The following is a 25,050-nucleotide window of genomic DNA, read 5'->3' on the forward strand; positions in this document are numbered from 1 at the left end:
AAGCAGCAGGCCAGAAAAGCCAAACCCCGCCTAGGCGGGGTTTTTTGTTGGCAGATCACCCACGGGGAATGAGCGATCTGCATGGGGGAGGGGACGAAAGGCCTGAAGCCAAGCCCGCTACGCTGGAGAACTTCGGCCGGTCATCTCGGATGAGGAAACATCCGGCTTCGGGTTCAGGCGCTCAGAAACGGGCTGGAGCGCGCTTGCGATCACGTTCGTCGTCGGGCCAGGCAGCGAGGATAGCGATGGTGTTCATACGATAACTCCTTTGTGCTTGTTCAACGCGGGCCGGCCGGCGAGCGTTGACACCTGCTCGAAAGGAAATGCAAATTTACCAAGGGTTTACACCAGTTCGCTTGGGTGTACTATCAATCCGTAATTTTTTCTTTTATGACAGTGAGTTATGAATGATTATTCAATCGATTCATCAAATGGAAAGGCGCGGTGGATGGCTGTTGAGGCCTTACATTTTCAATGCGCTCGAAACATTCACAGCCGTGCTGGGGCTTCGCAGTGAGCGACGTCATGAGCCTTCCATCCACCCCGCGCAAGACTGAACACCAAGCACGAGAAGCCGCTTCGGAAAAACAAAAACCCCGCAAGGCGGGGTTTGTTGGGAAGGGCTTGAGCGGTACTGAACGGCTTTCGGCTCGTCCCGCTGCGTGTCTGAATTCGTCTCGGCTGGAAATCTTGATGAGCTCCAGCGGGCTCTTCAGAACACTCTCAGAAGCGGGCGGGAGCGCGCTTGCGATCGCGTTCGTCATCGGGCCAGGCAGCGAGGATAGCGGTGAAGGTCATTTTGAGAAAACTCCTTAGATGAGTATTCAACGTGCCTCAGGAGGATTGCGTTGACAACAATTTCAAAGTTTTTTGCACTTCAATCTGCAGTGTCCAGAAAACACTTTTCTTCAATAAAAACAAAAACTTGAGAAATCAAGTGGATGTCATTTCTGAAGAGATGCAGCGCAATTTCTCAAAAATAGTTGGCTGTCCTCAGGCGGCTACACCCATTTCTTGCTGAATCGATTCGATCTGCCCCGATAGCTCCAGCCAGCGCTCTTCCAGCTTTTCGATGGAGTCCGTCACTGTCTTCAGCTGTTTGCCCGCCTCGGCGATGTCCGCACCGGAAAGCGCGGGAGTGGACAGTTTGGCCTCCAGCGTCGCACGCTCGGCCGACAACTGTGGCAGACGCTTGTCGATCTGGTCAAGCTCCTTCTTGAACGGTTTGACCTTGTCCGCAATGAGCTGACGGGCGTGAGCTGCCAGACGCCGTTGCTCGCGCGGGTCCACCGTGCTGGCGCTGTTTGCCACGGGCTCGGGCAGTGTCGTTTCTTCGACGATGACGACTGGCGGTGCTTCCACCACGGCCTGAGCCTGTTGCGCGTTCTGGGCCTGCGTCTGCTTGGCTTGCTCGCGCAGGCGCTTGGATTCGTCGAGCAGGTAGCGCTGGTAGTCGTCCAGATCGCCGTCGAACGGCTCGATCTTGCCGCGACCGACCAGCCAGAAGTCGTCACACACGGCGCGCAGCAGGGCACGATCGTGGCTGACCAGCATGACGGTGCCTTCGAAGCTGTTGAGAGCCATGGACAGCGCTTCGCGCGTGGCCAAGTCCAGGTGATTGGTTGGCTCGTCCAGCAGCAGCAGGTTGGGGCGTTGCCAGACGATCATCGCCAGCACGAGACGCGCCTTTTCGCCGCCGCTCATGGTGCCGACGGCCTGGCTGACCATGTCGCCGTTGAAGTTGAAGCTGCCCAGGTAGTTGCGCAGATCCTGCTCGCGGGAGGGCTCCTTGGAGTTCGGCCCCAGTTCCTTGGCCAGGCGGATCATGTGCATCAGCGGCGAATCATCGGGGCGCAGCACGTCGAGTTCCTGCTGCGCGAAGTAGCCGATGTTCAGGCCCTTGCCTTCTGTGATGGTGCCGTCGATCTGCGGCATTTCGCGCGCGATGGTCTTCACCAGCGTCGATTTGCCCTGACCGTTCGCACCCAGAATGCCAATGCGCTGACCGGCCAGCACCGAGCGATTCACGTTGCGCAGAATGGTGGTTTCGGAGCCGTCTTCCGCGCGGTAGCCGAAGCTCGCGTCGGTGATCGCCAGCATCGGATTGGGCAGATTGGCGGGTTCCTTGAACTCGAAATTGAAATCTGCGGCGGCGAGCACAGGCGCAATCTTCTCCATGCGTTCCAGCGCCTTGACCCGGCTCTGGGCCTGCTTGGCCTTGGACGCCTTGGCCTTGAAGCGATCGATGAATTTCTGCAGATGCGCCATCTTGTCCTGCTGGCGCGCGAAGGCTGATTGCTGCAGCACGAGCTGCTGGGCGCGCAGTTCCTCGAACTTGCTGTAGTTGCCACCGTAGCGGTTGACCTTGGCGTGCTCGATCTGCAGCGTCACTTCGGTCACGGCATCGAGGAATTCCCGGTCATGGCTGATGACGATGAGCGTGCCTGCGTAGCGCTTGAGCCAGGCTTCGAGCCAGACGAGGGCGTCCAGGTCCAAGTGATTGGTGGGTTCGTCGAGAAGCAGGATGTCGCTCGGGCACATCAGCGCGCGGGCCAGTTGCAGGCGCATGCGCCAGCCGCCCGAGAAGCTGTTGACGGGCTTTTCTAGCTCGTGCGCCTGAAAGCCGAGGCCCAGAATCAGCGCCTGCGCGCGCGGCGTGGCATCGTGCACGCCCGCATCGGCCAGATCGGAGTGGGCATGCGCAATGGCCATGCCGTCACCGGAGTCTTCTGCCTTGAGCAGGGCGGCGTTGAGCTCGCTCAGGCGCGAATCGCCATCGAGCACGAAGGCCGTCGCCGTTTCAGACGTTTCCGGCATGTTCTGCTCGACCTGCGCCATGCGCCATTGAGCGGGCATGTAGAACTCGCCCGCATCTTCATGCAGGCTGCCGTTGAGCAGGGCAAACAAGGTGGACTTGCCTGCGCCATTGCGCCCGACAAGGCCGACTTTCTCGCCGGGGTTGATGGTGACGGAGGTGCTGTCCAGCAGCACGCGCGCGCTGCGGCGCAGAGTGACATTGCGAAGGGTGATCATGGATGACGCGATTATCCCAGTGATTGGACAACCGGTTCGCCCGAAGGCCTGTTTGGCGACTGGATGCTGCGATTCCGAAAGCTGTTAACTGCGTAGACGAATGTGTTGCAAGTGTTTTCTGTCAACCCATTTGTCGGCTTAGGCTGACAGAGCCGTCCACCAATTGTCATCAAGATGAATTGTCGCTTTGCCTGCAAGTCGTAGGCAATTCCTTTTCGATTCCTGATAGGGCGAACTGTCTTGGGCAGCACGCACAGCTCACGGATCTCAACCAGGTCTCCATGCAGCATTTTCAAAACCACATATCTTTTGCGTCCACCGGCGGCCTGTCCGGCGGCTCTGCCCGCGCGGCTGGACATTGGCAGTTGGACGACATCGCCTTCGATCAGATCCAGCACGAGGCCATTGCGGACAACGAAGATCTGTTTTATCTGTTGATGAGCGCGTCGTTTGTCGAGACCGGCTCGGACACCTATGCCGCCAATCTGGCCGAGCATTACAGCGACTATCCCGAGATTGCCGGCTGGTTGCGGGAGCGCTGGGAGGCCGAAGAACTGCAGCATGGCGCGGCGCTGCGACGCTATGTCGAGGCAGTCTGGCCGCAATTCAGTTGGCAGCAGGCCTACGACAGTTTCTTCGGCGAGTATTCCAAACTCTGCACGGTGGAAGAGTTGAACGCCGACCGGCATCTGGAAATGGTGGCGCGCTGCGTGGTCGAAACGGGTACCACGGCTTACTACCACACGCTCAGAGAGATGAGCGACGAGCCGGTTCTGCGCCAGTTGCTGGGCCATATCCGCAACGACGAGGTGAACCACTTCAAGCATTTTCTCAAGTACTTCAAGCAGTTGCAGGAACAGTCGCCGGTGAGCCGCACGCGCATTGCGGGCGCGTTGTATGCGCGTTTGAAGGAGCTGCGCGAGAGCGATTCGGACGTGGCGCTGCGCCATGTGTTCGCGCACCGGGGCCGGTATTTTGCGGACAGCGGCAGGCAGTTTGCCGACATCGCGCAGCGCGTTTACCAGTTGGTCAGCACACAATTGCCAGCGGATCTGGCCGTGCGCATGCTGCTCAAGCCGCTGCTGTTGCCGCAGCGGCTGGAGAGCTGTCTCTATTCACCGATTTCGAAGTTCGCGACGCGGTTGATGGCAGCTTGACGCGCCCTTGACGTGTCGCGCTGATGGTTCAGTTCAGTTCAGGCCTGAGCCTGTTCTGCATGCCATTCCGACAGCGCTTGCTGCGTGATCAGCAGCACTTGCTCGTCACCTGACGTGGTGGTCATCCAGAACACGGGCAGGGTGGGGAATGCGGCTTCGAAGAACGGCTTTTCATTGCCGATTTCGAGCACGAGCACCGCGTTCTGGTTGAGCTTGGGCGGCAGGCTCTTGAACAGATCGCGCACAAAGTCCATCCCATCCGTGCCACCGGCGAGCGCCAGTTCGGGCTCGGCGCGGTATTCGTCTGGCAGCTTGTTCATGCTGTCCGCATTCACGTAGGGCGGGTTGCAGAGCACGAGGTCCCAGCCGCCTTCGAGCAGGCTCATCCCGTCGCTTTGCACCAGTTGCACGCGCTGCTGCAGACCATGCTTGTCCACGTTGATGCGGGCCACGGCGAGGGCGTCGGCAGAGATGTCCGCGCCAGTCACCGCCACATCGGGATAGGTCATGGCGGCAAGGCAGGCGAGACTGCCATTGCCGGTGCACAGATCGAGCACCTTGTGTGTCTGGTCGCTCAGCCATTCGTCGATGCTGCCGTCGACCAGCAGCTCGGCAATGAAGCTGCGCGGAACAATGGAGCGCTCGTCGATGTAGAACGGCACGCCTTGCAGCCACGCTTCGCGCGTGAGATAGGCTGCGGGCTTGCGGGTGACGATGCGCTGTTGGATCAGCTTGTCGATCTGCGCTTGCTGCTCGGGCGAAAGCGGGTTGCGATCAACGCTTTCGGGCTCATCCTCGGCCAGCAGGCTGTCGATGGGCAGGCCCAGTTGCCAGAGCACCAGCCAGGCCGCTTCGTCATAGGCGTTGGTCGTGCCGTGACCGTAGGCCACGCCAGCGTCTTCGAGCTGCTTGGCCGCGTTGTGGATGACTTCACCGACGGTGGATGCTGCGCCGCTCATGCCTTGAAGGCTCCTGCGTTGAGCAATTCCAGCGTGCGGCGGTAGATGTTGGTGAGCGGCTCCACATCAGCCAGCGCGATGTGCTCGTCGATCTTGTGGATGGTGGCGTTGGGCGGGCCGAGTTCGATGACCTGCTTGCAGATCTGCGAGATGAAGCGGCCGTCGCTGGTGCCGCCGGTCGTCGAGAGTTCGGTGTCGATGCCTGCGACTTCCTTGATGGAAGCCTGCACGGCACGAACCAGCTCGCCGGGCGTCGTGAGGAAAGGCTGTCCGCCGAGCGTCCAGGTCAGGTCGTATTCGAGACCGTGGCGGTCCAGCACGGTGTGAACGCGTTTCTTGAGCTGCTCGGCCGTGGATTCGGTGCTGAAGCGGAAATTGAAGTCGATCACCACCGAGCCGGGAATCACGTTGGTCGCGCCCGTGCCGCCGTGGATGTTGCTCATCTGCCAGCTCGTCGGCGGAAAGAATTCGTTGCCGCGATCCCATTCGGTGGCCGCGAGTTCGGCGAGTGCCGGAACGGCCTGGTGGATGGGATTGCGCGCCAGTTGCGGGTAGGCGATGTGGCCTTGCACACCGCGCACGGTGAGCTTGCCCGACAGCGTGCCGCGGCGACCGTTCTTGATCATGTCGCCGGTCTTCTGCACCGAGGTGGGCTCGCCCACGATGCACCATTCCAGCGGCTCGGCGCGTTCGCGCAGACGCTCGACCACCACCTTGGTGCCGTCGATGGAAGGGCCTTCCTCATCGCTGGTCAGCAGGAAAGCGATGTGGATGTCCGGGTTGCTGTGCTGGGCCAGAAATTCCTCCACCGCCACCACGAAAGCGGCGATGGATGCCTTCATGTCGCTTGCGCCACGTCCGTACAGGCGACCGTTGCGGTGCGTGGGCGTGAAGGGCGGGCTGCTCCATTGCTCGACCGGGCCGGTCGGCACCACGTCGGTGTGACCGGCGAAGACCAAGGTGCGCGCATCGGCAGAGGCCGACGTGCGCTTGGCCCACAGGTTGCTGACTCGGAAATCGGCGGGGCCGCTGTCGAGGCGCTCGCAGACAAAGCCAAGCGGCGCGAGGCGTTCGGCCAGCAGTTCCAGACAGCCCTCATCGTTGGGCGTCACGGAGGGACGGCTGATGAGCTGTTCGGTCAGAAGCAGGGTGGGTGACATGGGAGGAGCGGAATTTCAAACGGTGTGCTTCACTGCGGTCGCACGTCAAGCACAATTTCGGTAAATGACGGCTGGTCGTCGTCGATGCGCTGGTGCGCCTCGGTCTGGGCCTGAGCCGCCTTGGAGGCCAGCGCAAAGTCGTTTTGCAGACGCCACAGCAAGTTGGTGGGGGAATCGGCGTGGGACAGACCTTCCTTGCGGTCGATCTTGTTTTCCATGATCAGGTGGGCCAGCGCTTCTTCGAAGGTCTGCGAGCCTTCGGCCATGGATTTTTCCATCGCCTCACGCACGCCGGAGAAGTCGCCTTTTTCGATCAGGTCGGCCACCAGCTTGGTGTTGAGCATCACTTCAACGGCCGGCAGGCGCGCGCCTTGCGGGGTGCGCACGAGGCGCTGCGAGATGATGGCCTTCATGGCCGAGGCGAGGTCGCCCAGCATGGTGGGACGCACTTCGACCGGGTAGAACGACAGAATCCGGTTGAGCGCGTGGTAGCTGTTGTTGCCGTGCAGCGTGGCAAGGCAGAGGTGACCGGACTGCGCGTAGGCAATTGCGGCGGACATGGTTTCGCGATCGCGAATTTCGCCGATCAGGATCACGTCGGGCGCTTGGCGCAGCGCGTTCTTGAGCGCAGTCTGCAGCGTATTGGTGTCGGCACCGATCTCGCGCTGGTTGATGATCGAGCGCTTGTTGGTGAACTGGTATTCGACCGGGTCTTCGACGGTGAGCACGTGGCCGGTCTGTTGGCCATTGCGGTAGTCGATCATCGAGGCGAGTGTCGTGCTCTTGCCGGAGCCGGTGGCGCCGACGACCAGGATCAGCCCGCGCTTTTCCATGATGAGATCGGAGAGCACGTCGGGCAGGCTCAGCGAGCCGAGGGCCGGAATGTCGCTCGGGATGAAGCGGATCACCACGGCGTAGCTGCCGCGCTGGCGCATGGCGCTCACGCGGAAACGGCCCACGCCGACCAGCGGCACGCCCATGTTGAGCTCGCCCGTTTCCTGCAGCTCTTCGATGCGGTGGGGTTCAACGATTTCAGCGAGCAGATTGAGAGGCGCTTCGGGCGGAAGAATCTGGCTGTTGATCGGCACGCATTCGCCGTCAATTTTGATGAGTGCCGGCGCATGGGCCGACAGGTACACATCAGATGCCTTCTTCTCCGCCATGAGGCGCAGAATTCTTTCCATCGTGCTCATGAATAATCTCCCCCGAGTGCTTTTGAATGGCCGGTGTCATGCATGGGCCGACACCGGCTGAATGCTGGCGATCAGTCGCGCAGCAGGTCGTTGAGGCTGGTGCTCGAACGGGTCTTGGCGTCCACCGTCTTCACGATGATGGCTGCGTAGGTGCTGTAGTCCTTGCCACCGGCTGTCTTCTTGGGCAGGTTGCCGCTGATCACCACGGAGCCCGATGGCACGCGGCCGAAGAGGGTCTCGCCAGTGTCGCGGTTGAAGATCGGGGTGCTCTTGCCGATGTACACGCCCATGCCCAGCACGGAGTTTTCTTCGACGATCACGCCTTCCACCACTTCGGAGCGCGCGCCGATGAAGCAGTTGTCTTCGATGATGGTGGGGTTGGCTTGCAGGGGTTCCAGCACGCCGCCCAGGCCCACGCCACCGGAGAGGTGAACGTTCTTGCCCACTTGAGCGCAGGAGCCGACGGTGGCCCAGGTGTCGATCATGGTGCCTTCGTCCACATAGGCGCCGATGTTCACGTAGGAAGGCATCAGGATCGCGCCCTTGGCCACGAAGCTGCCGCGACGCGCCACGGCTGGAGGCACCACGCGCACGCCGGTGGCGGCGATTTCGGCTTCGGACATGCCTTCGAACTTGGTGGGCACCTTGTCGAAGAAGTTCAGGTCGCCCGAGCGCATCAGCACGTTGTCCTTCAGGCGGAACGACAGCAGCACGGCCTTCTTGATCCACTGGTGCACGGTCCACTGGCCCACGCCTTCACGGGTGGCCACACGCAGCTTGCCGGTGTTGAGTTCGGCAATGACGTGCTCAACCGCATCAACCACTTCCTTGGGAGCGGCGGCGGGGGACATGCTGGCGCGGTTTTCCCAGGCGTTGTCGATGATGGTTTGCAGTTGTTGAGTCATGGATTTACTTCAGGTTCTCGATTGAATGAACTGGACGATGCGTTCGGCCGCTTCACGGCATTCCGCAGTTTCGGCCACCAGCGCCATGCGCACGCGTTGCGCGCCGGGGTTGATGCCGTTTGTCTCGCGGGCCAGATAGCTTCCGGGCAGAACGGTCACATTGTATTGAGCCAGAAGGGCTTTCGCGAACTCGGTGTCGCTCATTCCCAGCGAATCCGGCACTTTGGCCCACAGATAGAAGCTCGCATCGGGTAGTGCCACATCCATCACCTTCGAGAGCATCGGGGTAATTTCGGCGAACTTCTGGCGGTACAGCGCGCGGTTTTCGATCACATGCTGCTCGTCGTTCCACGCTGCGATGCTGGCCTGCTGGATGGTCGGGCTCATTGCGCCGCCGTGGTAGGTGCGATACAGCAGGAAGGACTTGATCAGTTCCGCATCGCCCGCGACAAAGCCGCTGCGCATGCCCGGCACATTGCTGCGCTTGGACAGGCTGGTGAACATCATCAGGCGCTTGAAGTCGGTGCGGCCCAGCTTGGTGGCGGCTTCGAGGCCGCCCAGAGGCGCCTCGTCACGGAAGTAGATTTCGCTGTAGCACTCGTCCGAGGCGATCACGAAACCGTACTTGTCGGACAGCGCGAACAGCTTTTCCCACTCGGACAGCGGCATCACCGCGCCGGTCGGGTTGCCGGGCGAGCAGACGAAGATCAGTTGCGTGCGCTGCCAGACGTCGGCGGGCACGGAATCCCAGTCCACGGCGAAATTGCGCTCGGCCACGCTGGGCGCGAAGTAGGGCGTGGCGCCGGAGAGCAGGGCCGCACCTTCGTAGATCTGATAGAACGGGTTCGGGCTGACGACGGTTGCGCCGGGTTGGCTTGGGTCGATCACGGTCTGCGCGAAGGAAAACAGCGCCTCGCGTGAGCCGTTCACGGGGAGAATCTGGTTGGCAGGATTGACCTTCACGCCATAACGGCGATCCATCCAGGCCGCGCAGGCTTCGCGCAGTTTGATGTCGCCAGCGGTCGCGGGATAGGCGGCCAAGCCGTCGAAGTTGGCTGCCAGAGCGTCCTTGATGAGTTGCGGCGTGGGATGTTTGGGTTCACCGATACCCAGACTGATGGCTCGGTATTCAGGCGCGGGCGTGACCCCCGCAAAAAGTTGGCGCAGGCGCTCAAACGGATACGGCTGCAAAAGTGAGAGCAGGGGATTCATGGGTGCAATTATGGTGGATGCGCAAGCGCCCACGGCACTCGCAATGAAATCAGGCGTTTCAGCCTTGCCCGCCTTCGCCTCGCTTGGCGCGGGCGCGCGCCATGGCCGCCGCGATCATGGCTTTTTTCGGATCGACAGCTTCTGCAGCGGCCACTGGGGCAGCAACGGCGGTCAGCGATTCTGCAGCGACGGCAGCAGCTTTGGCGTTCGCAGCCACCGCGGGCGTATGCCGCTCGCGTGCCAGATGGCGGGTGTAGCGCTTTCGGGCATGTTCTGCCAAACCGTCACTCCAGGCAGCCCAGCCGGTTTGCGATCCGCTGATGTTGTCGAGCGAAATGCAATCGACCGGGCAGACGGGAATGCACAGCTCGCATCCCGTGCAGTGTTCGGCAATCACGGTGTGCATGCGCTTGTTCGCGCCGACGATGGCGTCGGTCGGGCAGGCCTTGATGCACAGCGTGCAGCCGATGCACCAGTTCTCGTCGATCACGGCGAGCGTGAGCGGGCCTTCGTAGCCGTTTTCGGGGTTGAGCGCGGTGGCAGGTTGGCCGGTGATGGCGGCCAGCCGCGCCACGCCTTCCTCGCCGCCTGGCGGGCATTGGTTGATGGCCGCTTCGTTGGCGGCAATGGCACGGGCGTAGGAGGCGCAGTCGGGATAGCCGCAGCGCGTGCATTGCGTCTGCGGCAGGGCGGCATCAATGAGAACGGCCAACCCGTCGAGAGGGTTGGCCGTGGGCTTGACTGACGTGATTTTGTTCGTAGGGGCGTGCTGCTCGGGCATGCCCGATGTTACGCCGGTTCTGAACAACCTATCAGGCTGCCTGACGCTTGACAGGTGCGGCGACTGCCTGAGCGGCTGGTTGGTGCGCCAGCACGAACTCACGCACGCGTGGGTAGACCAGATCGCGCCAACGGCGGCCACTGAAGATGCCGTAATGACCGGCACCCGTGACTTCCATGTGCGAGCGGTCTTCCTTCGGAATGCCGGAGCAGATGTCCTGGGCGGCTTCGGTCTGGCCGGAGCCGGAGATGTCGTCCAGTTCGCCTTCGACGGTCAGCAGGGCCGTGGTCGTGATGTCCTGTGGGCGCACGCGCTCGAGGTTGCCTTCGGGCGACTTCACGTCCCAAGTGCCTTCGACCAGACGGTACTTCTGGAACACCGTCTCGATGGTTTCGAGGTAGTAGTCGGCGTCCATGTCGAGCACGGCGTTGTACTCGTCGTAGAACTTGCGGTGCGCCTCGGCGCTGGCGTCGTCACCGCGCACCAGATCCTTGAAGTAGTCGTAGTGGCTCTTGGCATGGCGGTCGGGGTTCATCGCCACGAAGCCACTGTGCTGCATGAAGCCGGGGTAGACGCGGCGACCGGAGCCGGGGAATTTCTCGGGAACGCGGTAGATCACGTTGTTCTCGAACCATTCGATGTTGTGCTGCGTGGCCAGATTGTTCACGGCAGTTGGCGAACGGCGAGCATCGATCGGGCCGCCCATCATGGTCATCGTCAGAGGCGTCTTCTCGCCGCGCGAGGCCATCAGCGAAATGGCGGCCAGCACCGGAACGGTCGGCTGACAGACGCTCATCACGTGGCAGTTGCCATAGACGGACTGCAGATGACGGATGAATTCCTGCACGTAGTTCACATAGTCGTCGAGGTGGAACTCACCTTGCGACGTGGGCACCAGACGGGCGTTCTTCCAGTCGGTGATGTAGACCTTGTGGCCGCTGAGCATGGTCTTGACCGTGTCGCGCAGCAGGGTGGCGTAGTGGCCGGACAGCGGCGCGACGATCAGCACCACAGGCTGGGTCTTGAGCGTGGCCAGAGTCGGTGGATCGTCGGAGAAACGCTTGAAGCGGCGCAGCTCGCAGAACGGCTTGTCGACTTCGACGCGCTCGTGAATCGCCACTTCGACGCCATCGACCTTGACGGTGACGATGCCGAACTGCGGCTTTTCGTAGTCCTTGCCCAATCGATACATCAGATCGTAGCCGGCAGCCATGCGCTGGGCCAATGTGGTCTGACTCAAGGGTGTTTGAGGGTTGCTGAACATTTTGGAGGCCACTTGCGCGAGTTCGGCAAAGGGCTCCATCAGAGAGCGCTGTGCTTCGTAAATGGTGTAGAGCATCAGTGGGACCACTTTCAGTAATGTTGCAGTGCAATATAACAGGGGTTTTGGGCAGTTGTCAGAGAGTGGAATCACCTACACGCTGTGGGACAACACGCTTTCAGAGGAGATATTTCTTGTTTGACACACAAACACATTGCAAACTTTTGTTATTAAACGACACGATCCGATAAATTTTCTTCGTGGAGAACCCGATAAACACGCATGGGGTTGGTAGAAAATTGATGCGAATCAAGTGTCGCACCCTTGGATTACGTGGAATTGACAGCGAGGATCCACTCACATGGACGCACGAAATCCCGCCGCGATGCGGGCGAGCCGTCAGCAGCCGGTGGGGAAGCGCAATGAACTCAGAGGTTCTGCACGGGCACGTTCATCAGCAGCCAGGCTTCGAAAGCCTCGCGTGAGCTGTTGCGCAGCGCGCGGCGGAAGACGGTCTTGTCCCCCAGATACAGGCAGTGCCGGATCACGGTGTAGGGATTGAAACTGGCGCCGGGGTTCTGTTCGTCGAAGAACTGCTTGTAGCGCTTGACCACGGCGATGTTTTCACGCATCAGCGCGTTGAAGCGCGAGCGGGTGATGCTGGGTACCCAAGCGCGCACGTCGTCCACGAACATGTCGACCTTGTGCGGGTCGAACTCGAAATCCTTGAAGAAATGCTGGGCGATCTTGAGAAACGTGAAAGCGTTGAGCTCGCTGCCCATGGTGACCAACTGCGGCGCGATGTCGCCCTCGTCCGAATCGTCCAGATTGGCGGTTTCGTCCACGGCGCGCAGCAGTTCGGCGTCGGTCGCATCACGAATCTGGCGGAATTCGCGGTCGGCCAGCTCGAACAGCGCCGAAAGCACATTGATGCGGCGCTTGAGTTCGGCAGGAATCGACTTCTTGTACTTGATCTTGTGATCCAGCACGCTCCAGGAATCCTGAATGATGGTGCGCACCTGCAGCTCGAACGGAATATGCGCGTAGGCCGCGTTCTCGGGCAGGGCGGCCTGCTCGGCGTTGAGGCGCAGGTCCAAGTGCAGCCCCTTGTAGCCGAACGAGGCCTCCGTGCTTTCCACGGCGCTGACCTTGTCGGTCACGTCGATCACATCGAAAAAATGGCGAACGATCTCGGCGACCTTTTCCAGTTCGTCTTCATACAGGCAGACCACGCGCAGGCCGATCAGATCGGTGATGTAGTCCTGGATGTCATAGTCGAGCCCGGCTTCCTCCAGCGTGACGCGGTACTTGCGCGAGAACTTGCGCAGGCATTCCTCACGGTCCTTGACGCGGCCCTCGACCTTGGAGATTTCAATGCCCTCGACCTTGGAGAGCACCGATTGCAGCAGCGCCATGTAGAACGCGCAGGCATGCTCCAGCACAGGCAGCTCCTGTGCGTAGTATTGGCGGAACGCGTGTTCCTCCGCTGGCAGATCGTTTTTGGGAAGGTTGGAAGCCATGCGCAGTACATCCAGAAAATCAGGCGTGCCGCGAGCGATGCTTCAGCGGTTTGCCGGTGCTGGGATGCTATTCCAAACCACACACCCGCCCGCCAATTGCCTGTAGGAGAAAGCCTCTATTGAAAGGCATGATGCGCTTGAGCTAGCGATAAATCAATCGCCGCTCAAATTTGACTTACTGGCCTTGAACTTCGGCCCACTCAGCCTGCGCAGCCGCCGCTGCGGGCTTGGTGCGCGCAATCTGCATCACCTCACGCGCAGGCAGATGCTTCAGGCGATGGTCGCTCCACACCTGACGCCAGCGCCGCGCACCCGGCAGACCGTTGCGCAGACCCAGCATATGGCGGGCGATCGAATACCAATGCGTGCCGTACTTGGCCGCTTCGTACTCCATGTAATCCACCATGCGCTCCTCGACCAGTTCGCGCGTCAGATCGTTCGGCGCATCGCCGTAGAACAGCTCGTCCCAGCGCGCCAGCCACCACGGGTTGTGATAAGCCTCGCGGCCGACCATCACGCCGTCCACCACGTCGAGTTGCTCCAGCACGGAGGCATCCGCGACGAAACCACCGTTGATGGCAATCGTCAGATGCGGAAAATCCTTCTTCAACTGCGCCACCACGTCATAACGCAGCGGAGGAATCTCGCGGTTTTCCTTGGGCGACAGGCCCTTGAGCCAGGCATTGCGCGCATGGGCGATGAACACCGTACAACCCGCATCCGCCACCTGGCCCACGAAGTCGCGCACAAAGCCGTATTCCTCGACCTTGTCGATGCCAATGCGGTGCTTGACCGTCACCGGCACGGACACCGTGTCCACCATGGCCTTCACGCAATCGGCCACCAGTTGCGGCTCGTTCATCAGGCAGGCGCCAAACGCGCCACGCTGCACGCGCTCGCTGGGGCAGCCGCAGTTCAGATTGATCTCGTCATAACCCCATTGCTCGCCCAGCTTGGCACTGTGCGCCAGATCGGCAGGCTCGCTGCCGCCCAACTGCAGCGCGACGGGATGCTCGGCCTCACCAAAACGCAGATGACGCTCCACATCACCATGCACCAGAGCGCCGGTCGTCACCATCTCGGTATAGAGCAAGGTATGGCGGCTCAGCAGGCGGTGTAGATGACGACAATGGCGGTCGGTCCAGTCCATCATGGGTGCGACCGACATGCGCCAAGGGCTGAAAGATGCTGGGTTCGACGGAGTGTTTTTTTCAGTGTTCATGCTGGATTGGAGTGCTGTTTGCAGCACTGGCTGCCTCCCGATCAACGCCGAAAGCACCCGGATTCGTGCTTCCTCCGGGTCCGTTTGCCTCTGGGAGAAGGGCGATATTGTGCACTCTGGACGCTTGCGCTTGCTGGAGCAAGGCTTTGCTCGCGTCCATGCGTGTTTGTAAAACTCTTTATCAATTTCCCTACCTTGGTAGGGTTTGAATAATGTCAACGACTTGTTAACTTTCCTGTGTCGTCAACGGGCCGACTGATGCGTCGTGAATTCCTCACGGACAGAGGTGGAGCGTTGAGGCGGCATCACACAGGGGGATTCAAGATGTTGAAGCGGCGCAGTGCGTGGACGGGCCAGTGGTTTTGGCTTTTGATGGCTTTATGTCTAGGCCTTGGTTTGAGTCTGGGGAGCAACGAGGCCCATGCGACGTTGCCGGTGCAGAAATTGCCTGGTGCCGTTGTTCGGGATGTACTGGAGCAACCGGGCGTTCTTGAGGCGCAGTTCGAGCTGCCGTTGCATCTGGTGCACCTTTCGGGCAGCACCGAGGGTAGCGTGACGTTCGAAGTGCTGACCTCCAGCATGGACGATCTGCAGGGTCTGCGCCTCGATCCCCGGACCTTTTCCACACGGGACGCGGAGCATGAGTTGCGCGCGCGCCCGCAATTCAGCCGCGAAGGCATGTACCGAGTCAGGGCAGATTTTCAGGCCAACAGTTTCAGGACTTCGCTGTACTTCTGGATTCTCTTGAAAGACGGCCGGGTTTACTACAGCAGCGATGCCGGCAACATCGTGAGCAGCATGGCGGCATATCGACTGCGTGCCGACACCAAGCTTCAGGCCTTGAAAAGCAAGGCTGCCGCTACCGAAACCAGGCTCAAGGCCAGCAGGCCATCCGGCGAAGAGTCTGGGCCGCGTGCGATGGAACAACTGCTTTCCGCCGAAGACCTGAAACAGTACCAACAGATCTGGAAAACCGAAACGGATCAGATCATTGACGAGATTCCGCGCGCAAGCACGCCAACCAAGGTGCTGCGCAAAGCTGCGAAAGTGGCCAAGGACGAGCAAGTGACGATCAGCATCCGCTGGTCGAAGGACGCAAGCTATACGCAGTTTTTGCCGCTGGAAGGTGCCAGGGTGCTCGTCGCCAATCTGGCCGACGTGACGGATTCGTCCCCCTATACACAAGGAGTGTTTGCAAGCGGGCAACTCGATGCGAACGGTCAGTTCAAGTTCACGGCTCCGGTCGACAACCTGCAGTACAGAGTCTGGATCGTGGGCGAGCATTCCACCTTCGTTGTGAAAGTGGGCAACGGCGTAACGTCGACGAATGCGACCCTCATGGTGGGATTCGACCAGCGCACGGATCTGGATATCACTCCGACCGACTACTCGTCGGGATATGCGCAGTCGTGGTCGGTATTTCAGGCGATCTATGAATTGGCGACGCGTGGAACAACGGCAGTCGGTGCGGGCAACGTGCCTGTGCTGACCGAGGTGCGGACGAATGTGACCATGGATAGCAATGGCGCGTTTTACGATCCAAACACAAAAGCCATCGCGGTTGACTCGGTTCAATCCTTTATGTGGGATGTGCTTGCCCATGAATATGCCCACGCCATCAGCCGCGCCAACAACTCCATTCTGAGCGGAGGCGGCAACCACACGGTCGGCAATCAATACGACGAAGGGGGCAATCCGGGGACGTACCTCAACAAGCAGATGTCCAATCGCCTCGCGATGGAAGAGTCGTTTGCAAGCTGGTACGCCACCCATTACTGGAAGAGCAGCAAGTACGCCGCACTGATGCCCTACATCGGTGATGACGTGTTCCACCGGGCCAACCTTGGCGGGCAGGTGGGAGCCTTGCCGCTGGAGTCAAGCGCCGCGTTGTATGGCGTTCCCAATGTGTACGGCGAAGACAGCGAAGCCGCCGTGGCCCGCTTCATGTGGGACATGACGGATGCTGGCGAAGAGGCCAATCGCCGCGCCACCTGCACCCAGTACTGCAAGGAAAACATTTCCATTCCTTTCCGCTCGATCATGCAAAGCGCCATCAACGGCAAGGCATTGGATGGTTTCAGCGACTTCTACACGCAGATCTATCGCCTGCATGTGGGCTCGGCCATCGGCACGCTCGACAACGTCGGCGCGGTGTCAAAGCAAAACCTGGAGAAGGCCATTCAGATCGGTGCCGTGACAGCGGAGTTCGGAATGGGGGCGCACCTCAACACCACCTACATCGCAGATCCGTTCCGCGACATCGACTCGCCCGCCAAACGTGATCTGGACAGCGACCCGGTGATTCTGCGCTGGTTGCAGCTCAAGACTGGCACCATGCCCGGCCTCGATGAGTTCGAGCTGCTGTTCTACAACGAAACACTGGACAAACTGCTGCTCAAGCTGAAGACCGGGCAGTTGGGTGCGCATGTCACATCGAGCGGCAATCTCTATCAGTATGTGATGCCGCGTGCGCAGGTCCAGCAGATCGTCAATGCTCTGCGACAGAGCGCATCCCAGTCGGAGTACAAGGTGGTGCTGATGGTCAAGGGAACGGCCTCTGGAGAGGGCTCCGGTGCTGGCGCGGTGAAGACCGGGCCTTACTACGGCAATGCCGAGGTGTTTTCCATCAAGCTGGATGATCCCAGAAAGTACGCAGTGATCGCCGTCGACAGCTCGGGCAGCAATCGCGAGACCGATAGTGGCAATTTGCGTATCCAGGCCGCACACTCCATGCTGGCGAAGATGGGTGTGCGCAACGCCGAGGTGCTCGCTGGCGTGAGCCAGGGCAGCAAACGGCTCTCTGTGGCGGCAATGGATTTCGACAGTTCGGTCTCTGTGCTGTCTGATTTCTACGACCCCGCGAAGCTGGCCGAACTCAAAGTCTTCGACGCCATCGATTCCTATGGCGACACGGATATCGCAGCCGCAGTGCGCGCCAGTGCGGCCATGCTGCTTGGCATGTACCCGGCACCGGCCACTCTGGATACCGACCTGAACAAACCGCGCATCTATCTGCTTTCTGACCTGGACAACAATGCCGGCTGGAACGTGGTGCAGCGAGCCATCGATGACGCCAACGCCAAGGGCATTCAGACCCATATGGGTCACCTGCAACCGATCAAGGATCCAACCAAGTCGAGCCGATCACTCGGTGAGTTGTATGGGGAAAAGCCGCTCCTCACGAAGGTGGCAGAGAAGCCGGATGGCGTGATCGCCTCGATTCTTGCAGGAGGCGGCTCCTATACCGTGATCGAGAGTGCTCAGGCACAGCAGCAGTGGGTCGAGTTGATGGATGAGCTGAGCCAGACCCTTCCGTTCTCGCGCACCAGCGTCAATCTGCCGCTCAATGTGAGGTACTACGGGTTCGCGCAGAGTTCCGGCAATCCGGAGCCCATGTTTGTCTTCAATGCGATTGCCTCGGGTCAGGTGACCATCACCATGGACGGAAAGGGCAGCTTCGTGCCTGACCTGAAAGTGGCCGGAGTCGGGGCGCAAACATCGCAAGGCCAGGATCTGTATACGCTGCCATTCAACGTGGAGGCCGGCAAGTCCTACCAGATCAACATCAACAAGCCCGCGGCTGCGGCGGGCCTCTACAGCATCGTGCTGCGCCAGACGGGCGGACCCGTGGTTGCTGTGCCGACGATGACACTCGCAGCGATTGGAACAGTGACGGAAGGTACGGCCCCAGTGGTCAGTGGCACGACCACGAACGTGGCCGATGGCAGCACGGTGACGATCACTTTCGACACCGCCACAAAGGCTGGCACGGCAAAGTCACTGACCAAGGCGACCACCGTCGTGAATGCTGCTGTCGCGGGCAACGCCTTCAGCGCAACGGGACCGGCCAATTTGCCTGTGGGCACGACAACGATGACCGTGGACATCCCTGGCTCGGGCATCGCGCCGCAGTCGCAGACCTTCACCGTGCAGGCCAAGGCCACACCACCGGGAGGAGCCGCAACGCCCGTGCCCGTGGACAACCCCATCGCATTGATGGTGTTGGCGATGGCGATTGCGGGTTTTGCGGGACGCAAGCACTTGAAGTCACGCCGCTGATCAACAAGCTGTAGTCGCAAAGCAATCGAGCCACTTTCCTTTCGGAAGGTGGCTCGATTTGCGTTGGGGGCGTCGAACGAACAGAACGAATGGATCAGCGCGGCGCAGGCTTGTTATACATCGCGTCGATGGCTTCGCCGTAGTAGCCCATCAGGTTGTTGCGCTTGAGCTTGAGCGTGGGCGTCATGAAGGTGTTTTCGATGGTCCAGGCCTCGCGCGTCAGGTGGATGGCGCGGGGCACGGCATAGCGCGCAAAGCTGGTGGTCTGCTTGGCGATGCGATCGAGCGCGGCCTTTTCCACGGCGGGCTTGCCCAGGCTGGCAGGGTCTTCCGGGTCGAGTTGCAGATCAACGGCCAACTTGCGCCATTTCTCGTCGTTCACCGATGCGACGCAGGCAATGAACGGGCGGTTTTCGCCGACTACAAACGCCTGCGCGAACAGCGGATCGGCGGTGATCGCCATTTCCAAATCGCCCGGCGGCACTTTTTCGCCGGTGGAGGTGACGATGATTTCCTTGATGCGGCCAAGGATGCGGATGCGGCCACCGTCCACGAGTTCGGCCTGATCACCCGTGCCGAGCCAGCCGTCTTCCGCCAGAATGCGCGCCGTGTCTTCGGGGCGCTTCCAGTAGCCCTTCATGACGATGGGGCCGCGCACTTGCAACTCGCGGTTTTCGCCGATGCGGACTTCGACGCCGGGCAGGGCGCGGCCCACGGTGGACGGGTCGTTGTCAGTCAGCGTGTTGACGGACACGACAGGCGTGGTCTCCGTCATGCCATAACCCTGAATCAGCGGCAGGCCGAGGCCCAGAAAGCATTTGGCGATGCTCGGCGACAGTGGTGCGCCGCCGCTGACCGCCACGCGCACGCGGCCACCGAATTTTTCGAGCAGCGGTTTGGCCACCAGCGCACGCAAGAGCGGCCAGGGCAGGGCGCGCATCCAGCCGCCAGTGTCGTCGCCATCTTCCTTGGGCGCGGGCAGGCCTTGCGCAGCGCAGAACTTGCGCCAGCCCACGGTTTGCGCGGCCTGAAAGAGCTGCATCTTGAAGCCCGACGACGACAGCATTTCAAGCAGCTTGGCATGCACGCGTTCGTAGATGCGCGGTACGGACACCAGAATCGTGGGCTTGACGATCAACATGTCCTGCGCGATCTGCGCGACCGAGCGCGCGTAGACCACGCAACTGCCCGAGGCGATGGGCAGGTAGTAGCCACCCGTGCGCTCGAAGGTGTGCGAAAGCGGCAGGAACGACAGGAAAACGTCCGACGCCACGGGCGAGATGCGCTGCATCACCGCCTTCACGTCCGCGATCACATTGCCATGCGTGAGCATCACGCCCTTGGGCTTGCCGGTGGTGCCGCTGGTGTAGACGATGGCGGCCAGATCGTCCGGGGCTGGCGGTGGTGGCAGAGGCTGACTTGCAGGCGCGGCGGCCAACCACTCGTCCAGCGGTGCGACGGGAATCTGGTGCGATGGTTTGTCGCCCGCCGCGGGAATGGCTTCACCCGTGGCGATGACCACGCCGCGCAGGTGGGGGAAGCTCTCGCAGGCGTCGGCGATGTGCTGCCATTGCGCGCTGTCGGTGAGCACCAGCAGCGCGACTTCCGCGTCGTTCAGGATGTAGGCGATGCTGCCGGGGTTGTCGATGGCGTGCAGCGGCACGGGCACGCAGCCAGTGGCCATCACGGCCTGGTCGATGCACATGGCGTTCAGGCCATTGGGCAGCAGGATGGCAACATGCGATTTTTCCGGCAGGCCGGTCATGGCCAGAGCGCGGGAGAAACGGGCGATCTCGGATTCGGTTTCGCGCCAGGTCAGGCTTTTCCAATCTCCGTGCGCATCGCATTGGCGATAGGCTTCGCCGTCGGGAGTCAGGCGCACGCGGGTGGCGAACAAGGCTGGAAGGGTATGGACGTCTTGTAGTTCAGTGACAGGCGAATTCATGCAGCAACCAGTGAGGGAGACGGCGGCAGGCATGCGGTTCACCCATTGAAAGGAACGGTGCCGACCTCAAACCGGCTCACATGCTTGCATCGAAGCCAAACATCTTACCCATAGAAGGGAAAACCCGCGCCCGTTTGAGTCACCCAGGTTTCAGTCTGGAACAAAAGAATTTCGGTAGGGGCGAAGCCTGCGGCTTCGATTGGCTAACCCTGCTGGCGCGCAGAGACAGGGCCTGATCCTTCGTTGTGCCTCCTTGCCGTACGAGAGTACTGTCAGCGTCGGCACGCCTCGTCTCAGGCCCTGTCTCTGCGTTGGGGCTGGTGATTCGAGGGCTCGCTGCGCTTCGAAGGTCCGCTGTTTGAAGTCGGGGAAACCTGTTGTTTCAACCGGCCGCGTTCAAGCCTTGCATGAAATGCGTCTGCATGGCTTTGCGCGCGGCTTCGGGGTCGTGCGCGTCGAACGCGGCCATGATGATGGCGTGCTCTTCCAGCGAATGCGAAATGCGGCCGGACTTGAGCAGCGAGTTGTGGCGACTGAGCTTCATCACGCGGCGCAGGTCCTGCACCATCTGGAACAGCCATTTGTTCTTGGTGGCTTCGAGAATCCGCATGTGGAACTGCTCGTTGATGCCGAAGAATTTCTTGCGATCAAGCGTGGCCTGTTCCAGCTCGGCATGCAGACCATGCAATTCGGCCAGTTGCACGGGGCTGGCAAATTCGGCGACCCAGGCGGCGGCGTCGCTCTCCAGCAGGGCGAGCAGGTGGTAGACCTGCTTCATGTCCTCGTGCGTGACCTCGGTCACCCAGGCACCGCGCCGCACCCTCATGGTGATCAGGCCTTCGGAGGCCAGCACCTTGAGCGCCTCGCGCAGCGGCGTGCGGCTGATGCCGAATTCCTCCGCGATCTTCGCCTCGTCGATCCAGCTGCCGGGCGCAAGCTCATCCGAAAAGATCCGCTGGCGCAGCAATTCGGCAACTTCTTCGTACAACGCGCGGGGAGAAAGGGTGGCAATGCTCATAGGTAGGGGCGAGATTCTAGGGGAGGCAGGCGTAGTCGACAAAGACAATGCGGTTGTAAGGCGGGCTGTAAGAAACTTGTGCAACAGTCGCGACCGCGCTCGAAACCGATCTTTTTTGTTCGAGAGCAGTAGCGGTGTTGTTCGGCCTGTCAACAAACAAGCCTGCAGTTTTTGATAAAAGTCGCGGATCAGTGGCTAGAATTGACGTTTACGTAAACGTGATTTCCGAAAAATCATGGTTTACATGAATCACCTTCGCGACATTCCCGTGATCTGAATTTCCGACAAAGATATGACAATTTACGCTGAATTCAAAATTTTGGATCAATAATTATGAATTCGCTACGTCTTTTTGCATAACGAAATTTGGCACACCCTTCAGGTAGCCATCCAACTTCCTCCAAAGACTCCATTGCCATGACCGACGCATCCAAACCCCGAGACAACTTTGCCGCTCCCAGTATGGAAGACTGGCACAAAGCCGCCGCCAAGTCCGCGCCCAATGGCGACGTGTCGGCACTGAACTGGATCACGCCGGATGGCATTTCGGTCAAGCCGCTGTACACGGAGGAAGACATCAGCGGTCTGCAATACACCAACACGCTGCCGGGCATGGAGCCCTACATCCGTGGCCCGCAGGCCACGATGTACGCCGTGCGCCCATGGACGATCCGCCAGTACGCAGGTTTTTCCACCGCTGAAGAATCCAACGCCTTCTATCGCAAGGCACTGGCTGCGGGTGGTCAGGGCGTTTCCGTGGCGTTCGACCTGGCTACGCACCGTGGCTACGACTCCGACCATCCTCGCGTGACGGGCGACGTCGGCAAGGCCGGTGTGGCAATCGATTCGGTCGAGGACATGAAGATCCTGTTCGACCAGATCCCGCTGGACAAGGTTTCCGTCTCCATGACCATGAACGGCGCTGTGCTGCCCGTGCTGGCCGGGTACGTGGTGGCAGCGGAAGAGCAGGGCGTTTCCCAGGACAAGCTCTCCGGAACCATTCAGAACGACATTCTGAAAGAGTTCATGGTGCGCAACACCTACATTTACCCGCCGCAGCCGTCGATGAAGATCATCGGCGACATCATCGAGTACACGGCCAAGAACATGCCCAAGTTCAACTCGATCTCGATCTCGGGCTATCACATGCAGGAAGCCGGTGCCAACCAGGCGCTGGAACTCGCGTTCACGCTGGCGGACGGCAAGGAATACGTGAAGACCGCCATCGCCAAGGGCATGGACGTGGATGAATTCGCGGGCCGCCTCTCGTTCTTCTGGGCGATCGGCATGAACTTCTATCTGGAAATCGCCAAGATGCGCGCCGCCCGTCTGCTGTGGTGCCGCATCATGAAGGGTACGGGTGCCAAGAAGCCCAAGAGCCTGATGCTGCGCACGCACTGCCAGACCTCCGGCTGGTCGCTCACCGAGCAGGACCCGTACAACAACGTCGTGCGCACCACGATTGAAGCGATGGCAGCCGTGTTCGGCGGCACGCAGTCGCTGCACACCAACGCGCTGGATGAAGCGATTGCACTGCCCACCGAGTTCAGCGCCCGCATCGCCCGCAACACGCAGCTCATCATTCAGGAAGAGACCCACATCACCAACGTGATCGATCCATGGGCTGGCTCCTACATGATGGAAAAGCTCACGCAGGACATGGCCGATGCCGCGTGGAAGATCATCGAAGAAGTCGAAGAAATGGGCGGCATGACCAAGGCCGTGGACAGCGGCTGGGCCAAGCTGAAGATCGAAGCCGCCGCCGCTGAAAAGCAGGCGCGCATCGACTCCGGCAAGGACGTGATCGTCGGCGTAAACAAGTACAAGCTGGCCAAGGAAGACAAGGTCGACATCCTTGAAGTGGACAACGTCAAGGTGCGCGACAACCAGATCAAGCGCCTGAACGACATGAAGGCCAAGCGCGACGACAAGGCCGTGCAAGCCGCACTGGCTGCGCTGACCGAAGCCGCCAAGTCCGGCCAGGGCAACCTGCTGGATCTGGCCATCAAGGCCATCCGCCTGCGCGCTTCCGTGGGTGAAGTCTCCGACGCGCTCGAAAAGGAATTCGGCCGCCATCGTGCCGATACACAAAAGGTGACCGGTGTGTACGCTGCTGCTTATGACTCCGCAGAAGGTTGGGACAAGCTCAAGGGCGAAATCAACACCGCCGCCGAAGACCTGGGCCGCCGCCCACGCGTGATGATCGCCAAGCTCGGCCAGGACGGTCACGACCGTGGCGCCAAGGTGGTTGCCACCGCGTTTGCCGATCTGGGCTTCGACGTGGACATGGGCCCGCTGTTCCAGACACCGGAAGAGTGCGCTCGCCAGGCGATTGAAAACGACGTGCACGCTGTCGGTGTTTCCACGCTGGCTGCAGGCCACAAGACGCTGGTTCCTGCCATCATCGAAGAGCTCAAGAAGCAAGGCGCTGACGACATCATCGTCTTCGTCGGCGGCGTGATTCCTGCGCAGGACTACGACTTCCTGTACGGCGCGGGTGTGAAGGGCGTCTATGGCCCCGGCACACCGATTCCGGCCAGCGCGAAGGATGTGCTGGAGCAGATCCGCAAGGCACAGGCTGCGTGACCGGCATGACTCCACAGGAGTTGTTGAACGGCATTCTGCAGGGCAATCCGGCAGTGCAGCGGCGTTCCATGGCCAAGGCCATCACACTGCTGGAATCGACCCGCGCCGATCATCGTGCGCAGGCCGATGAACTGCTGACCGCCATGCTTCCGCACACCGGCAAGTCGTTCCGACTGGGCATCAGCGGCGTTCCGGGCGTGGGCAAATCCACGTTCATCGAAACGCTGGGGCTGTACCTGATCGGCAAGGGTCTGCGCGTGGCGGTGCTGGCGATCGATCCTTCATCGACGGTGTCCGGTGGCTCGATTCTGGGCGACAAGACGCGCATGGAGCATCTCTCCGTCAACCCGAATGCCTACATTCGCCCAAGCCCTTCGAGTGGCACTTTGGGCGGTGTGGCAGAGAAGACGCGCGAGTCCATGCTGGTCTGCGAGGCGGCGGGCTACGATGTGGTGATCATCGAAACCGTCGGCGTCGGCCAAAGCGAAATCGCGGTGCACGGCATGACGGACATGTTCTGCCTGCTGCAACTGCCGAACGCTGGTGACGACCTGCAAGCCATCAAAAAGGGCGTGATGGAAATCGCCGATCTGGTGGTGATCAACAAGGCCGACATCGACCCCCACGCGGCAACGCGCGCGCAGGCGCAGATCACATCGAGCCTGCGTTTGCTCGGCATGCACGGCAACCCCGATCACGCGCATCACAACGAGCTGCTGTGGCAGCCCCGCGTGGTGCAGATCAGCGCCTTGAAGGGCGATGGCGTGGACAGCTTCTGGAACGCCGTCGATGAATTCAAACGCCTGCAAACCAACAACGGCAAGCTGCAACTGCGCCGCGAAAAGCAATCGCTGGCGTGGATGTGGGAGCGCATCGACTTCGGTCTCAAGCAAGCCTTCCGCAGCCACCCGCAAGTGCGCGGGCTGCTGCCCCAAATGCAATCCGACGTGGCCGCGGGCCGCGTCGCCGCATCGACTGCCGCACGCGCCTTGCTTGCGGCACAAGACACAACCATCTGAATAATCTCTCAATTGCCATC

The 25,050-nt window shown here is 60.7% G+C and carries 16 protein-coding genes; 4 read left to right on the top strand and 12 right to left on the bottom strand.

The window, feature by feature from the left end; translation table 11 throughout:
* Positions 1 to 993: 993 nt before the first annotated feature.
* Complete coding sequence (locus G7048_RS23415) at positions 994 to 3,033, bottom strand: ABC-F family ATP-binding cassette domain-containing protein (RefSeq protein WP_166070435.1); 2,040 nt, start codon at positions 3,031 to 3,033, stop codon at positions 994 to 996.
* A 281-nt stretch (positions 3,034 to 3,314) separates the two neighbouring features.
* On the opposite strand from G7048_RS23415, the gene G7048_RS23420 reads away from it, so the two are divergent.
* Positions 3,315 to 4,190: a ferritin-like domain-containing protein gene (locus G7048_RS23420; protein WP_240933090.1), complete on the top strand. Its 876-nt coding sequence runs from the start codon at positions 3,315 to 3,317 to the stop codon at positions 4,188 to 4,190.
* A 38-nt stretch (positions 4,191 to 4,228) separates the two neighbouring features.
* Here G7048_RS23420 and prmB read toward each other — a convergent pair whose 3' ends face one another.
* The 9 genes from prmB to dusA all read right to left on the bottom strand — a co-directional run bounded on the left by prmB (position 4,229) and on the right by dusA (position 14,349).
* Positions 4,229 to 5,149: a 50S ribosomal protein L3 N(5)-glutamine methyltransferase gene (gene prmB / locus G7048_RS23425; RefSeq protein WP_166070436.1), complete on the bottom strand. Its 921-nt coding sequence runs from the start codon at positions 5,147 to 5,149 to the stop codon at positions 4,229 to 4,231.
* Entirely contained in the window at positions 5,146 to 6,309 is a 1,164-nt protein-coding gene (gene dapE / locus G7048_RS23430; RefSeq protein ID WP_166070438.1) for a succinyl-diaminopimelate desuccinylase, read from the bottom strand. Before dapE ends, prmB begins: the two co-directional genes overlap by 4 nt.
* Positions 6,310 to 6,338: 29 nt before the next feature.
* Positions 6,339 to 7,502 carry a PilT/PilU family type 4a pilus ATPase gene (locus G7048_RS23435; RefSeq protein ID WP_166070439.1) on the bottom strand — a complete coding sequence of 388 codons (1,164 nt, stop codon included), beginning with the start codon at positions 7,500 to 7,502 and terminating at the stop codon, positions 6,339 to 6,341.
* 71 nt (positions 7,503 to 7,573) lie between these two features.
* Positions 7,574 to 8,407, bottom strand: coding sequence for a 2,3,4,5-tetrahydropyridine-2,6-dicarboxylate N-succinyltransferase (gene dapD, locus G7048_RS23440; RefSeq protein ID WP_166070440.1), 834 nt, complete (start codon positions 8,405 to 8,407; stop codon positions 7,574 to 7,576).
* A gap of 9 nt (positions 8,408 to 8,416) precedes the next feature.
* Positions 8,417 to 9,619 (bottom strand): succinyldiaminopimelate transaminase, encoded by a 1,203-nt coding sequence (gene dapC, locus G7048_RS23445; protein ID WP_166070441.1) that lies wholly within the window; start codon positions 9,617 to 9,619, stop codon positions 8,417 to 8,419.
* Between the two features lie 58 nt (positions 9,620 to 9,677).
* Positions 9,678 to 10,400 carry an electron transport complex subunit RsxB gene (gene rsxB / locus G7048_RS23450; RefSeq protein WP_166070442.1) on the bottom strand — a complete coding sequence of 241 codons (723 nt, stop codon included), beginning with the start codon at positions 10,398 to 10,400 and terminating at the stop codon, positions 9,678 to 9,680.
* Between the two features lie 31 nt (positions 10,401 to 10,431).
* Positions 10,432 to 11,739, bottom strand: a complete 1,308-nt coding sequence (locus G7048_RS23455) for a polyhydroxyalkanoate depolymerase (RefSeq protein ID WP_166070443.1) — start codon at positions 11,737 to 11,739, stop codon at positions 10,432 to 10,434.
* Positions 11,740 to 12,089: 350 nt separating this feature from the next.
* Positions 12,090 to 13,181: a GTP pyrophosphokinase family protein gene (locus tag G7048_RS23460; RefSeq protein WP_166070444.1), complete on the bottom strand. Its 1,092-nt coding sequence runs from the start codon at positions 13,179 to 13,181 to the stop codon at positions 12,090 to 12,092.
* 175 nt (positions 13,182 to 13,356) lie between these two features.
* Positions 13,357 to 14,349 carry a tRNA dihydrouridine(20/20a) synthase DusA gene (gene dusA, locus G7048_RS23465; RefSeq protein ID WP_371747714.1) on the bottom strand — a complete coding sequence of 331 codons (993 nt, stop codon included), beginning with the start codon at positions 14,347 to 14,349 and terminating at the stop codon, positions 13,357 to 13,359.
* Positions 14,350 to 14,775: 426 nt separating this feature from the next.
* Here dusA and G7048_RS23470 point away from each other — a divergent pair, with 426 nt between their 5' ends.
* Positions 14,776 to 18,462, top strand: coding sequence for a hypothetical protein (locus tag G7048_RS23470; protein WP_166070446.1), 3,687 nt, complete (start codon positions 14,776 to 14,778; stop codon positions 18,460 to 18,462).
* 94 nt (positions 18,463 to 18,556) lie between these two features.
* Here G7048_RS23470 and G7048_RS23475 read toward each other — a convergent pair whose 3' ends face one another.
* Positions 18,557 to 20,407 carry a long-chain fatty acid--CoA ligase gene (locus G7048_RS23475; protein WP_166070447.1) on the bottom strand — a complete coding sequence of 617 codons (1,851 nt, stop codon included), beginning with the start codon at positions 20,405 to 20,407 and terminating at the stop codon, positions 18,557 to 18,559.
* Positions 20,408 to 20,789: 382 nt separating this feature from the next.
* Positions 20,790 to 21,425 (bottom strand): GntR family transcriptional regulator, encoded by a 636-nt coding sequence (locus tag G7048_RS23480; protein ID WP_166070448.1) that lies wholly within the window; start codon positions 21,423 to 21,425, stop codon positions 20,790 to 20,792.
* Positions 21,426 to 21,842: 417 nt separating this feature from the next.
* On the opposite strand from G7048_RS23480, the gene scpA reads away from it, so the two are divergent.
* A complete protein-coding gene (scpA, locus tag G7048_RS23485) occupies positions 21,843 to 24,011 on the top strand; it encodes a methylmalonyl-CoA mutase (RefSeq protein WP_166070449.1) in 2,169 nt (722 codons plus the stop codon).
* A gap of 5 nt (positions 24,012 to 24,016) precedes the next feature.
* Positions 24,017 to 25,030: a methylmalonyl Co-A mutase-associated GTPase MeaB gene (gene meaB / locus G7048_RS23490; protein WP_166071148.1), complete on the top strand. Its 1,014-nt coding sequence runs from the start codon at positions 24,017 to 24,019 to the stop codon at positions 25,028 to 25,030.
* Positions 25,031 to 25,050 lie beyond the last annotated feature (20 nt).

This window comes from Diaphorobacter sp. HDW4B, assembly GCF_011305535.1.
Taxonomy (GTDB): Bacteria; Pseudomonadota; Gammaproteobacteria; order Burkholderiales; family Burkholderiaceae_C; genus Diaphorobacter_A.

Bases quoted from the DNA above. Each gene is read 5' to 3' on its own strand.
- G7048_RS23435 (WP_166070439.1), bottom strand. From the start codon at position 7,502: ATGAGCACGATGGAAAGAATTCTGCGCCTCATGGCGGAGAAGAAGGCA.
- G7048_RS23415 (WP_166070435.1), bottom strand. From the start codon at position 3,033: ATGATCACCCTTCGCAATGTCACTCTGCGCCGCAGCGCGCGCGTGCTG.
- G7048_RS23460 (WP_166070444.1), bottom strand. From the start codon at position 13,181: ATGGCTTCCAACCTTCCCAAAAACGATCTGCCAGCGGAGGAACACGCG.
- G7048_RS23470 (WP_166070446.1), top strand. From the start codon at position 14,776: ATGGCTTTATGTCTAGGCCTTGGTTTGAGTCTGGGGAGCAACGAGGCC.
- G7048_RS23475 (WP_166070447.1), bottom strand. From the start codon at position 20,407: ATGAATTCGCCTGTCACTGAACTACAAGACGTCCATACCCTTCCAGCC.
- dapE (WP_166070438.1), bottom strand. From the start codon at position 6,309: ATGTCACCCACCCTGCTTCTGACCGAACAGCTCATCAGCCGTCCCTCC.
- rsxB (WP_166070442.1), bottom strand. From the start codon at position 10,400: ATGCCCGAGCAGCACGCCCCTACGAACAAAATCACGTCAGTCAAGCCC.
- scpA (WP_166070449.1), top strand. From the start codon at position 21,843: ATGACCGACGCATCCAAACCCCGAGACAACTTTGCCGCTCCCAGTATG.
- G7048_RS23480 (WP_166070448.1), bottom strand. From the start codon at position 21,425: ATGAGCATTGCCACCCTTTCTCCCCGCGCGTTGTACGAAGAAGTTGCC.
- G7048_RS23455 (WP_166070443.1), bottom strand. From the start codon at position 11,739: ATGCTCTACACCATTTACGAAGCACAGCGCTCTCTGATGGAGCCCTTT.
- meaB (WP_166071148.1), top strand. From the start codon at position 24,017: ATGACTCCACAGGAGTTGTTGAACGGCATTCTGCAGGGCAATCCGGCA.
- dusA (WP_371747714.1), bottom strand. From the start codon at position 14,349: ATGTCGGTCGCACCCATGATGGACTGGACCGACCGCCATTGTCGTCAT.
- dapD (WP_166070440.1), bottom strand. From the start codon at position 8,407: ATGACTCAACAACTGCAAACCATCATCGACAACGCCTGGGAAAACCGC.
- G7048_RS23420 (WP_240933090.1), top strand. From the start codon at position 3,315: ATGCAGCATTTTCAAAACCACATATCTTTTGCGTCCACCGGCGGCCTG.
- dapC (WP_166070441.1), bottom strand. From the start codon at position 9,619: ATGAATCCCCTGCTCTCACTTTTGCAGCCGTATCCGTTTGAGCGCCTG.
- prmB (WP_166070436.1), bottom strand. From the start codon at position 5,149: ATGAGCGGCGCAGCATCCACCGTCGGTGAAGTCATCCACAACGCGGCC.